The organism is Planococcus sp. PAMC 21323 (assembly GCF_000785555.1).
Classification (GTDB): domain Bacteria; phylum Bacillota; class Bacilli; order Bacillales_A; family Planococcaceae; genus Planococcus.
Genome location: NZ_CP009129.1, coordinates 2219630 through 2231369 on the forward strand (window position 1 = coordinate 2219630; position 11740 = coordinate 2231369).

At 39.4% G+C, this 11740-nt stretch carries 11 protein-coding genes; 3 read left to right on the top strand and 8 right to left on the bottom strand.

What is annotated here, in order from left to right; all coding sequences use genetic code 11:
* The first annotated feature begins 8 nt into the window (after nt 1-8).
* The 3 genes from PLANO_RS11185 (at nt 9) to PLANO_RS11195 (ending at nt 3510) form a co-directional block, all read left to right on the top strand.
* The gene (locus tag PLANO_RS11185) at nt 9-1058 is read left to right on the top strand and encodes a Fe(3+) ABC transporter substrate-binding protein (protein ID WP_038704529.1); all 1050 of its coding nucleotides are present in this window, start codon (nt 9-11) and stop codon (nt 1056-1058) included.
* Between the two features lie 72 nt (nt 1059-1130).
* The gene (locus PLANO_RS11190) at nt 1131-2762 is read left to right on the top strand and encodes an ABC transporter permease (protein ID WP_038704530.1); all 1632 of its coding nucleotides are present in this window, start codon (nt 1131-1133) and stop codon (nt 2760-2762) included.
* Between the two features lies 1 nt (nt 2763).
* A complete protein-coding gene (locus PLANO_RS11195; protein WP_038704531.1) occupies nt 2764-3510 on the top strand; it encodes an ABC transporter ATP-binding protein in 747 nt (248 codons plus the stop codon).
* Between the two features lie 99 nt (nt 3511-3609).
* Here the strand turns inward: PLANO_RS11195 and PLANO_RS11200 are convergent, their stop codons facing one another.
* From PLANO_RS11200 to PLANO_RS11235, 8 genes are all read right to left on the bottom strand, one after another.
* Complete coding sequence (locus PLANO_RS11200) at nt 3610-4854, bottom strand: NADP-dependent malic enzyme (RefSeq protein WP_038704532.1); 1245 nt, start codon at nt 4852-4854, stop codon at nt 3610-3612.
* 128 nt (nt 4855-4982) lie between these two features.
* A complete protein-coding gene (locus tag PLANO_RS11205) occupies nt 4983-5747 on the bottom strand; it encodes an SDR family NAD(P)-dependent oxidoreductase (protein ID WP_038704533.1) in 765 nt (254 codons plus the stop codon).
* 10 nt (nt 5748-5757) lie between these two features.
* Nucleotides 5758-6687, bottom strand: a complete 930-nt coding sequence (locus tag PLANO_RS11210; RefSeq protein ID WP_038704534.1) for a 3-hydroxyacyl-CoA dehydrogenase family protein — start codon at nt 6685-6687, stop codon at nt 5758-5760.
* Nucleotides 6688-6769: 82 nt separating this feature from the next.
* Nucleotides 6770-8086 carry a GntP family permease gene (locus tag PLANO_RS11215; RefSeq protein ID WP_038704535.1) on the bottom strand — a complete coding sequence of 439 codons (1317 nt, stop codon included), beginning with the start codon at nt 8084-8086 and terminating at the stop codon, nt 6770-6772.
* Nucleotides 8087-8117: 31 nt separating this feature from the next.
* On the bottom strand, nt 8118-9395 hold the full coding sequence (gene hisD, locus PLANO_RS11220; protein WP_038704536.1) for a histidinol dehydrogenase: 1278 nt from the start codon (nt 9393-9395) through the stop codon (nt 8118-8120).
* Nucleotides 9396-9477: 82 nt separating this feature from the next.
* Nucleotides 9478-10464 carry a LacI family DNA-binding transcriptional regulator gene (locus tag PLANO_RS11225; protein WP_052124313.1) on the bottom strand — a complete coding sequence of 329 codons (987 nt, stop codon included), beginning with the start codon at nt 10462-10464 and terminating at the stop codon, nt 9478-9480.
* 119 nt (nt 10465-10583) lie between these two features.
* On the bottom strand, nt 10584-11264 hold the full coding sequence (locus PLANO_RS11230; protein ID WP_038704538.1) for a hypothetical protein: 681 nt from the start codon (nt 11262-11264) through the stop codon (nt 10584-10586).
* Between the two features lie 72 nt (nt 11265-11336).
* Nucleotides 11337-11666, bottom strand: a complete 330-nt coding sequence (locus PLANO_RS11235; RefSeq protein WP_038704539.1) for a hypothetical protein — start codon at nt 11664-11666, stop codon at nt 11337-11339.
* Nucleotides 11667-11740: the final 74 nt, after the last annotated feature.

The following is an 11740-nucleotide window of genomic DNA, read 5'->3' on the forward strand; positions in this document are numbered from 1 at the left end:
AGACATCCATGAAGAAATCTTTATACCTTATCATAGCGTTATTGCTTCTTGTTTTAACTGCATGCGGAACCGACGATGCAGCTGAACAAAAAGAAGAAACAGATAGCAATGAAGTTAACCTATATACAGCAAGACATTATGACGTAGACGACGAACTATATAAAAAATTCGAAGAAGAAACAGGTATTAAAGTTAACTTGATCAAAGGCGATGCAGACGAATTACTTGAACGCATCAAGCGTGAAGGCGACGCTACTGAAGCAGATTTATTCTTAACTGCTGATGCTGGTCGTTTATACCGTGCTAAAGAAGATGACTTATTGCAAGCTGTAACAAGTGACTTACTAGAAGAGCAAATTCCTGAAAACTATCGTGATACAGACCAAATGTGGTACGGTTTAACTAAACGTGCTCGGGTGCTTGTTTATAACCAAGACACAGTAACACCTGAAGAGTTATCAACTTACGAAGCATTAACTGAAGACGAGTGGAATGGTCGTGTATTAATCCGTAGCTCTGAAAACATCTACAACCAATCTTTACTTGCTTCATTTATCGAAATTGATGGTGAAGAAAAAGCAAAAAAATGGGCTGCAGGATTAGTTAACAACTTCGCACGTGATCCTGAAGGTGGAGATCGTGACCAAGCAAAAGCGATTGCTGCTGGCATCGGTGATGTTGCAATCATGAACAGCTACTATTTCGGTCAAATGTTAAACTCTGAAGACGCTGCTGAAGTTGAAGTTGCAGAAGGTCTTGGAATTTACTTCCCGAACCAAGAAACTACTGGAACTCACGTTAACATTAGTGGGGCAGGTGTCATTAAAACTGCTAAAAACAAAGAAAATGCAATAAAATTACTTGAATTCCTTTCTGCACCTGAAGCTCAAGGGACTTTTGCAGAAGCTAACTATGAATACCCAGTAAACTCAAGCGTAGAACCTTCTGAGCTACTAACATCATGGGGTGAATTCAAAGAACAAGATATCCCTCTTTCTTCACTAGGAGATAATAATGCCAAGTCGATTTTAATCTTTAACGAAGTAGGCTGGAAATAATCTAAAAGCTATTCCCTTGCCGTATCCTATAACGGCAAGGGATTTCTGACGATTGGAAAGGTGATTAATGCTATGCAACGGAGACTCGCTAACATAAATATTTGGACAGTGGCAGCCATTATTATTATTGCTGCACTGTTTTTGCCAAACATGACCATTGTGACAGGTTTATTCACCCCTTCTAACGAAAATTGGGAGCATATGAAAGAATTCGTCCTTTGGTCGTTTGTTAAAAACTCTATGATCCTCGTTGTGGCTACAGCAGGTTCAACGATTTTCATCGGTCTGAGTTTAGCTTGGCTAATTGCCCAGTATCAGTTTCCTTTCCGAAAGTTTTTGAAATGGGCTCTGATTTTGCCTCTTTCTATCCCTCCTTTCATTGGAGCGTACACTTATCATGGAATCTTCAATTATACCGGGGTGATCCAGTCAACACTTCGCGAAAATTTTAACATGGAACTCAATCCGGCATACTTTGACATCATGAATTTACCGGGTGCCATTTTTATCTACACAGTTTTCTTGTATCCATACGTTTACACCATTACGCAAGTTTTCCTTTCTCAACAATCTGCTTCCTTAATCGAAAGTACGCGTCTTCTCGGAAAAGGTCCTTGGCGAACATTCTTCCAAGTAGTTGTTCCGATATCACGCATTTCGATTATTGCAGGCGCCAGCTTAGTCATACTAGAAGTATTAAACGATTATGGCGTCGTAAAATATTACGGCATTCAAACATTTACTACTGCGATCTTTCAAAGCTGGTTTGGTTTAGGAGATATTGAAACATCGATTAAACTCGCAGCCTCTTTAATGGGATTTGTAATTATCATTTTGCTAATAGAAAAAATTCTTCGTGGAAAACGCCAATATAGCTATTCTTCCACCAAAGTACGTCCGTTGCCGCTCATTCGTTTAACTGGATGGAAAGCATTTGCAGCGGCCGGTTATGGATTTACAATATTAGCATTAGGTTTTTTCATCCCAATCATTCAGTTAATCGACTGGACAATTTTAACTTTCGGAACCATTCCTTTAGATGAATTTATGTCTTATATAAAAAATTCAGTGTTTGTGGCAGGAATTAGCGCCGCTACCATAATCGTCTTTTCACTGATTGTCGGTAACTTTGCACGACTTGTGCATGGCAGGCTTGCTAAATTGTTGCCAAAATTGACTGTTCTCGGTTACTCTATTCCTGGAGCTGTTATTGCAGTTGCCGTTGTAACTGCTTTTGTGGCATTAGATAATTTTTTAGCACCGCTTTATCAATTAGTGGGCACCAAATCGACGCTTGTACTTAGTGTTAGTCTTGTATTGCTTGTAACTGCTTATATCATTCGATTTTTTGCCATTGGCTATAGCTCGATCGAGACCGGTTACGATAAAATCGGAACTGATTTCCAAGATGCTTCTCGCCTATTAGGAGCGGGACTTACAAGAACATTCTTTAAAGTAGATATGCCGATGATGAAAGGCGCCATCATTAGCGGATTTATTCTAGTCTTTATCGATGTATTAAAAGAAATTCCATTAACTTTAATTTTAAGACCATTTAATTTTGATACACTTTCTACGAAAGCTTTCCAATATGCCAGCGACGAAAAAATCATGGAGGCTTCGCAAGCTTCCTTGTTGATCGTTGGTATTAGTGCTCTGGCAATTGTGGTCTTCTACAAGTTTTTGGAAAAGGAGTTGGATTAATATGTTCGTAACCATTGAAAATCTTTGTTTTTCTTATCCAAATACAAAAGCTGTTGCACTCGATAATTTCTCCTTGCAAATTGAAAAGGGTGAAGTTATCTCTATTCTTGGCCGAAGCGGAAGTGGAAAAAGCACGGTCCTTCGTCTTCTTGCCGGACTTGAAAATCCTTCAGTTGGTAAAGTAACGATTCAAGATCAAGTTCTCTGTGATGATAATACATTTATACAGCCCGAAAAGCGTGGCATCGGTATGGTGTTTCAAGATTATGCACTTTTCCCTCATATGACGGTTGCTGATAACATCTTATTCGGATTGTTTCGTATGAAAAAGTCTGCCAAACAGAAACGTCTCCATGAAGTTTTGGAGCTTGTGGAATTGCAAGGATATGAAAATCGTTATCCTCACCAATTGAGTGGTGGACAGCAACAGCGTGTAGCGATTGCTAGAGCGCTTGCTCCAAACCCTCATCTTCTCCTGCTTGATGAACCATTCAGTAATTTGGATGCAGAACTACAGGAAAAGATACGCAAAGAATTGCGTGATATTCTTAAAAAAGCCAATATCACTTCCATCTTTGTTACACACGATGAAAAAGATGCACATATTTTGGCTGACCGTATCGTAAAAATTAAAAATGGGCAAACTGACTTTATTGGTCGTCCATGTGATTTACTCGATGTATACCGTCAAGAAGGTCACAGTGAACCCTTTCCCGCTGTAGAAGAAAAAGAATTAGTTCATAGCTAAAAATAGCCAACACACCTTCTTAATAGAATGGTCTGTTGGCTATTTTTTTCGTAATAAACTCCACACAAAAACCATCCGAGAAAGCGGATGGTTTTTCTCTTAATTTTGATTTTCTCCAACTGCCGATAAACTAGCTGTTTTTTGCTTTAAGTCATCGATTGCAATGGTTTTCCGAGCTACTCCTGTTTCAATAGCTGCTTTAGCAACTGCCGCAGCAACTGCTGAAGCTACACGTAAATCAAATGGTTTTGGAATCACATAATCTTCATGCAGCTCATCTGTTTCTAATAAGCCTGCAATTGCTTCAACAGCAGCAATTTTCATTGCATCGTTAATATCGGTAGCTAGTACATCTAACGCCCCTCTAAAGAGCCCAGGAAATGCTAAAACATTGTTAACTTGATTTGGAAAGTCAGAACGTCCTGTCCCAACAACTCGTGCTCCAGCTTGTTTTGCCAGGTGCGGTAGAATTTCAGGGTTCGGATTCGCCATAGCAAAGATGATCGCATCGCTATTCATCGTTCGCACCATATCTTCAGTTAATGCCCCTTCTGCTGATACGCCGATAAAAACATCCGCACCTTGTATCACGTCCGCGAGTAAGCCTTCTTTCCGTTCGTAATTACTCATTTCAGCCACTTCTGCTTTAAATGGATTCATGCCATTCTTACGACCTTTATAGATGGCTCCTTTTGTATCACACATAATGAGATGAGCAAAGCCAAACTTACTTAGTAGTTTGACGATTGCAATTCCTGCAGCCCCTGCTCCGTTTACGACAATTTTTGTTTCCTGCACGTCTTTTCCAACCAATTTCAATGCATTAATCAAGCCTGCAAGTGTCACAATAGCCGTGCCATGTTGATCGTCATGAAATACTGGAATACCCATTTCTTTCTTTAACCGTTCTTCTACGATAAAACAAGTCGGAGCTGAGATATCCTCAAGGTTGACTCCGCCAAATCCTGGTTCAAGTAATTTCACAGTTTGAATGATGGTTTCAGCGTCTGTTGTGTCTAAACAAATCGGGAAAGCATCTACTCCTGCAAACTCTTTAAACAAAATTGCTTTTCCTTCCATGACGGGTAAAGATGCTAGAGGACCTATATTACCAAGACCTAGAACTGCAGTGCCATCTGTTACAACAGCAACCATATTGCTTTTCATCGTGTATTCATGAACTTTCGATGGATCAGCTGCAATTTCTCTGCACGGTTCTGCTACTCCTGGAGAATAAGCAAGACTCAAGTCCTTTTCATTTTCTACCGCTACTTTTGAACGGATTTCTAATTTCCCTTGATGCGCTCTATGCAATTGTAGCGAATCATTTTTTAGATTGGACATTTGCCTCATCTCCCTTTTGTTTATAATAGTTCATTATAAAGAGTATTCAGATAATAGAAAGAGTTTTCAATCAATTTAAGTAATATTCAGACTTTAGGCGGATGGAGCATTAAAGTCTTATATACATGTTAAATAGCCGTCCAACCCCCATCAACTTTAATCGTTTCGCCTGTGACAAAATTAGCTAAGTTCGACGCTAAATATAAGACAGCTCCTGAAATATCTTCGGGCTGTGACAAGCCATCAAGCAAAATTCTATTGTTGATATCGTTTTTAAATTCCTCATCCTCGAACATCCTAGCCGTCAGTTCTGTTTCGATGAAAGTCGGTGCCACTGCATTCACGCGAATGCCTTGCTTTGCCCATTCAACTGCTAGTGCTTTTGTTAGCTGCACTAAACCGCCCTTACTTGAACAATAGGCTGCACGCTTAACATAGCCAACAAAAGCCATTTGAGAAGCTATGTTAATGATACGCCCACTTTTTTGTTGCAGCATATATTTGGCCGCAGCTTGACTGGCAAAAAATGCGGATTTCAAATTTAAATCGAGTACAGCGTCCCAGTCTTCTTCTGTTACTTCTATAGCGGGTTTAGCGATATTGACACCAGCATTGTTGATCAATACGTCTATCGTGCCAAACTCTGAAGCCGCTTTGTCGATCAAGTTGCGGACTTCTGCGATATTGCTTAAGTCACCTGCAACCGCAATGCAGTTAGGATTATGCACTTTGAGTTCAGTTAGAACGGATTCGAGCACCGTTTTATTCCTACCGGATATCACTACATTGGCTTTTAATTTGGCAAACGTTAAAGCGATGTCTTTACCAATGCCTTTGCTACCTCCCGTAACGACTACAGTTTTGTTTGCTAGTTCTGAAAAATATGCGCTCATCTTGTCCCTCCTATTTCAAATCTTTTTTCAAGAAATAAATTAAGGTTTGCTCTCGTTCTTCGTTTATCTCCGATGAAACTTTAGCATCCCACGAATAATAGCCTTCACCAGCTTTATCGCCAAGTTTGTTTTCATCTGCAAGTTGAGTCAAGATTTTACCTGAGCGTTGATCTGTTGCTAAATCTTCAAATAAATAATTGGAGATTGCAGAGAAGACATCCAGTCCACCCATATCAGCCGACATTAATGGCCCTGTCACAGGTAACCGGCGACCTATACTATATGTCACTGCCGCATCAATATCTTCTTTCGAAGCTGCTCCAGCATCTAATAACGCCTGTGCTTCACGGAATAATGCATATTGCAGACGGTTACCAATAAATCCGGGAATTTCTTTATGTAGTATTATTGCCTTCTTATTCATTTTTTGTAATACTGCCATTGCTCGTTCGACCGTCTCTTCATCTGTGTGCTGACCTTTAACTACCTCCACTAATGGAATAAGATGCGCGGGATTCCAAAAATGCGTGATAACGAACCGCTCAGGATGGTTCATATCCTCTGCTAACAAACTAGGTTTAAACCCTGAAGTGTTACTAGCAATGACAACCTGGTCATCTACTAAACTTTCTAATTTAGCGTATAATTCTTGCTTTAATTCTAATACCTCAGGCACTACTTCAATGATAAAAGTAGCCTCTAAAATGGCCTCTTCTAAAGAAGTAGTGAATTTAATGCGATCTCTAATTTCTTTAGCTTGTTCATTCGTAAACAATTCATTTTTCGCCATGACATTAAGTTTATTATTCAAACCTTTATCCGCATTTTCTAAGTCTTGCTCATTAATGCCATAAACATTTACAGTTTGATTCGCCCATGCTGCTGATAAGGCAATCGAATGTCCCATCGTTCCTGCTCCAAGAATTGAAATTTTCTCCATCGTATACACTCCTTTAGTTTTATCTAGATAACAAAAATTGCCCAACAAACTTTTATAACAATGTTTGCTGGGCAATTATATCTTATAGTCCTAGTGAGAATAATACAACTGCAAGAACTGCTCCTATTAAAGGAACCACTACAGTCAAAGCACCAAACGCTGGGTATGCATCTTTATGCGTTTCACCAGCAATTGAGCGGATTGTTGTTACGACATAACCGCCTTGAGGCATTGAATCTAATGACCCTGAAGAAATAGAAACTGTTCTGTGTAATGCTTCGGGATCGACGCCCATGTCTAAATAATGAGGCGCCAGAAGTGGCAATGCAATTGCTTGTCCTCCAGAAGAAGAGCCAGTCAAGCCTGCAATAATAGCTACTGCTAAGGCACCGCCAATTAATGGACTACCTGGAATGCCCGTCATAACATCTACCGCTACTTCAAAAGAAGGAGTTGCTTTGACAACGCCACCAAATCCAACTACTGCTGCCGTGTTGGCAATGGCAATAACAGCACCTAATGCACCTTCACTAAAAGCATGACCAATATCTCGGAAATATTTTCTATTAATAAAGTAAGTAGTTGCAATTCCTCCGGTTAATGCAATGATTAATGCTGAAGTTCCAAGTGAGTTGTGGAAAAGAAACGAAATTCCTAATACTACAAGCAATGGAACCATACTAAGTAGTGGATCTGGCAACTCTGTACGTGCTTCTGCAGATGGATCAGTTTTACGGGAAACAAAACGTTCTCCTTTTGCCATGGCTTTGGAAATCATTTTCTTTAACCACCAATAACCAAAAATCATCATGAACAGTGCAACTAGAATACTAACTTCCCAACCTGCATATGGAGAAGTTCCTAAAAATTCAATTGGAATCCAGTTTTGAATTTCTGGCGAACCAGCTGAAGTCATCGTAAATGTAGTAGAACCAAATGCAAGTGCTGCTGGTATAAAACGGCGCGGCAAATCTGCTTGTCTAAACAAGCTGAGTGCCATCGGATATACGGAAAAAGCTACGACGAACAAACTAACGCCACCATAAGTCAAGACCGCACACGCTAGAACAACAGCTAACGCAGCTCGTTTCATCCCAATTTTTCCAACAATCCATTTAGAAACACTATCAGCTGCACCACTGTCTTCCATTACTTTACCGAATATCGCTCCCGTTAAAAACATCAAATACCAAGATGCGATAAACCCTGTAAAGCCAGTCATATAATTTGTTAAAAAGTTAGCTGCACCCTCCTCAGCGAGCTGAGGAAACAACGGCAGTCCATTCAATAGTGCGACAAATAATGCTGTTAATGGTGCTGCAATCAGTAAGTTCATACCACGCATTGTTAAAATGATTAATAAAATTAAACCGCCAAACATTCCAATCATGCCAAGCATATAAACAACCTCCCATACCCCTCAGATTAACTTATTTTTTACCGTATCTTCTTACTCTGAGAAGCGCTTGTTCAGCGTGCCCTGCGAAGTTTTCAAGTTGGCATAATCGTGCTGCATACTCACCAATATAAGCACTCGCTTCTGGTGTCACTTTTTGATAAGTAACGGTTTTAATAAACTTCCCAACCCATAATCCGCCAGTATAACGAGCTGCACCTTTTGTCGGTAATGTGTGGTTAGTACCAATTACTTTATCTCCGTACGCTACATTCGTTTCTGGTCCAAGGAATAAGCAACCATAGTTCGTCATGTTTTCAAGGAAATAATCCGGATTTTCCGTTAAGATCTCAACATGTTCAAATGCTAAGCGATCTGCTTCAATACGTGCTTCTTCGATTGAATCGACCAATAAAATCTGTCCATAATCATCCCATGAAACACGTGCCACGTCTGCCGTTACTAATGTTTCTAATTGACGTTCAATTTCTTTAACAGTCTCATTCGCCAACTCTTCTGAAGTCGTGATTAATGCGCCTGGTGAAGTTGGTCCATGCTCACCTTGTCCTAGTAAATCTGTCGCTACCATTTCAGCATCAGCCGTATGATCTGCAACAACTAAAGTTTCTGTTGGTCCAGCAAATAAATCGATCCCAACACGTCCGTACAATTGACGTTTAGCTTCAGCTACAAATGCGTTGCCAGGTCCAACAATCATGTCGACTGATTCGATTGTTTCAGTTCCAATTGCCATCGCCGCCATCGCCTGAATTCCGCCAAGCAAATAAATTTCATCTGCTCCAGCAAGTGACATTGCTGCAATTGTCGCATTTGGAATTTCACCATTTATCGGTGGAGTACATGCGATGACACGTTTAACGCCTGCCACTTTAGCCGTCATAACACTCATATGAGCCGAGGCAACCATTGGGTAACGTCCACCTGGGATATAACAACCTACACTATTAACTGGTATATTTTTATGTCCAAGAATAACCCCAGGAATGTTTTCAACTTCTACATCACTTAAAGAGGCTAATTGAGCTTCTGCAAATTCACGAATATTTTTCTGAGCAAACTTAATATCTTCAATCACATCATTTGGTACTTTGGAAACGATTTCATCAATCTCCTCTTGCGATAAACGGAATGATGCCGGTTCCCATTTGTCGAATTTCGCTGATAGCTCACGGACAGCCTCGTCTCCACGTGTTTCAACAGACTGTAAAGCTTCTGCTACAATTTTTGAAACCTGTGAGTCGTTAGCGCTTACTTCTTCTTGTGATTTACCTGCTTTTAAAATTTTCACCATATAAAATTCCCCCTATTTGAATACGTATGCAAAATGAATCTATTTAGATAATATGGGAATTTTCAGTGAATGTCAATACCTTCTATGTTGTTTTCCGTTCGATCAACACCCCATCTATTTCAACAGACTCTACTAACCCTGTATACTCGCCTATTTCAGCTAATAAATAATTTACCGTTTCTTCTACCATTTTTTCGATTGGCTGTTCCCATGTCGTCAGTTCATAAGCTGGCCAAGAAGACATACTGATGTTATCGAAACCTATCACTTTCACTTGTTCGGGTACTTGAACTTTTTGTTTTCGTAATGCATCTAATACACCTAAAGCCATAATGTCATTCGCCACAAAAAAAGCTGATGGTAAGTTTCCTTGCTCACCAATCAGTTGAGCTGTTTCGTAGCCACCTTCATATGTATAATCTGATGCATATTTTGTATAGTTGACTTTATGTTCTTCGAGTATTTCGCTAAACCCTTGCTCGCGCTCTATACTGGTAGATGTATCTTCATTGCCGGAAATATACACCGCATCCTTCATACCATTCTCAATCAAATAATGTGCGATTGCGCGTCCAGCATTTAAGTTATTGCAACAGACCGAATAAAAATTAGAACGGCTTAGTTTGCGGTTGAAAAATACGAGTGGAATTTGAGTTTCTTTAAAAATTTCTGCCACATTTAATGACATAGTAGCATCCGTAATAACAACTCCCGCTACGTTATAATTCAGCAAAGTTTCAATATCTTCAGTTTGGATTTCATCGCTATTTGTATGGACAAACAAAACGCTATAGCCATGCTGTTTAAATGAGTTTGTAAATTGAGTTAATACTTGAGGATAAAAAGGATTTTGAACACCTTTCATAACCAATCCAATAATTTTTGTTTGATTTGTGATTAGACTTCTCGCAAATTCATTTGGACGATAGCCCAACTCTTTTGCCGCAGCCAAAACTTTTTGACGTGTTTTTTCAGAAACTTTTGCTCCTTCAAAATACACTCTAGATACAGATGATTGTGAAACACCTGCGAGCTTTGCGACATCTTTTGCATTAATAGTAGACTTCATATTATTCAACCCTTTTCTACAATTCTTTAACTCTAGCTTACATGATATTGACCAAGCTAGCACTCGTAGTTTTCTATCAAAAAAAGCCCACCCATTTCGGCAGGCTCAAATCCTATTCGTTACTCCATTTCAATACTTTCTAATACAGAGGTCACGACAAATTCATCTTGCCCTTCTTCTTGCATTCGAAACTCGCGCTTAACTTCACCATATCCTTCCACGAAGTAAGTTTTGTTCAATATATTTTCAGCTTCCTCATTTTCAAGGACAATCACATTCTCAAAATTTTCAAAAGGCGTTTCAACATTCGCATTATTTCCAGTGACTGTCCACTCATCTATTACCATTCCGACTTCTAATGGAAATCTTAAATAGGTTCGAATTGGTTCTAACGCCTTTAATTCTTCTGAACTCGCAGTAAATTCTTCATAAAACTCGGCTTGCTGTTTCACTATTTCCACTGCATTGTCACTGATTCGATAGACTTTCAATGTCACTGTTCCACCGTTGTCTTCATAGGTGGCGATATGTTGATCATCCAGATAAACGGTTCGCAGTGTAAAGCTTGCATATTCATTGCCTTCGCCAAGGAATGTAGCTGTCGAAGCATCTGGCATAAAAAACTCAAACGGGTCTTCTGTTGCAGATTCTTCTTCACTAGTTGATTCTCCCACTGGGTCTTTCTCGTTTTCTTCTGTGACCTGGTTATCAAGCTCTGGTAGATTTTGTTCGTATGAACTATTGGTTCCGCAAGCTGTTAGCAATAATAAAAATATACAGACGAAAGTTATTTTAGGCATATGGATCTTCTCCCTCAAAAAAAAGAATGAAGTAATCTCTCATATTTTCGCCTTTCTTAATCTTCGTACAGTCTAAAGATGGAATGAATCGTCATATAAAGGCTTCATGTGCAAATCATATTCTTTTTTTACATCTTCAATATCGTAAATGGTACCCCCTTGATCGGAACTATTCATTTGTTCAATTTGTTCATGAACTAAGTCGGCAAAATACTTTCCACAAGCAATATTATTTGGGTATTTAGATTTCACTTTTTCTACCAGTTCTTCGTCTAATGTTTGATTGAATGCATGGTACATCGCAGCATTTACAATTGTCAGCGATTTCTTTGAAGCGTAAGATATCATGTAATAATTACCGTAACGATCCTTTAACAAATCTTTCTTCGGTATAATTTCCATAACTTCGTCCTCCTTTAGTCCAATACTCTTTCATACCCGCCCTCTCTTCCTAGAAAACAGTTTCAATAATCCAC

What these genes read in the sequence shown, in the direction of transcription:
- PLANO_RS11185 (WP_038704529.1), top strand. Translation starts at nt 9, where the DNA reads ATGAAGAAATCTTTATACCTTATCATAGCGTTATTGCTTCTTGTTTTA.
- PLANO_RS11190 (WP_038704530.1), top strand. Translation starts at nt 1,131, where the DNA reads ATGCAACGGAGACTCGCTAACATAAATATTTGGACAGTGGCAGCCATT.
- PLANO_RS11200 (WP_038704532.1), bottom strand. Translation starts at nt 4,854, where the DNA reads ATGTCCAATCTAAAAAATGATTCGCTACAATTGCATAGAGCGCATCAA.
- PLANO_RS11205 (WP_038704533.1), bottom strand. Translation starts at nt 5,747, where the DNA reads ATGAGCGCATATTTTTCAGAACTAGCAAACAAAACTGTAGTCGTTACG.
- PLANO_RS11230 (WP_038704538.1), bottom strand. Translation starts at nt 11,264, where the DNA reads ATGCCTAAAATAACTTTCGTCTGTATATTTTTATTATTGCTAACAGCT.
- PLANO_RS11235 (WP_038704539.1), bottom strand. Translation starts at nt 11,666, where the DNA reads ATGGAAATTATACCGAAGAAAGATTTGTTAAAGGATCGTTACGGTAAT.
- PLANO_RS11210 (WP_038704534.1), bottom strand. Translation starts at nt 6,687, where the DNA reads ATGGAGAAAATTTCAATTCTTGGAGCAGGAACGATGGGACATTCGATT.
- PLANO_RS11195 (WP_038704531.1), top strand. Translation starts at nt 2,764, where the DNA reads ATGTTCGTAACCATTGAAAATCTTTGTTTTTCTTATCCAAATACAAAA.
- PLANO_RS11215 (WP_038704535.1), bottom strand. Translation starts at nt 8,086, where the DNA reads ATGCTTGGCATGATTGGAATGTTTGGCGGTTTAATTTTATTAATCATT.
- PLANO_RS11225 (WP_052124313.1), bottom strand. Translation starts at nt 10,464, where the DNA reads ATGAAGTCTACTATTAATGCAAAAGATGTCGCAAAGCTCGCAGGTGTT.
- hisD (WP_038704536.1), bottom strand. Translation starts at nt 9,395, where the DNA reads ATGGTGAAAATTTTAAAAGCAGGTAAATCACAAGAAGAAGTAAGCGCT.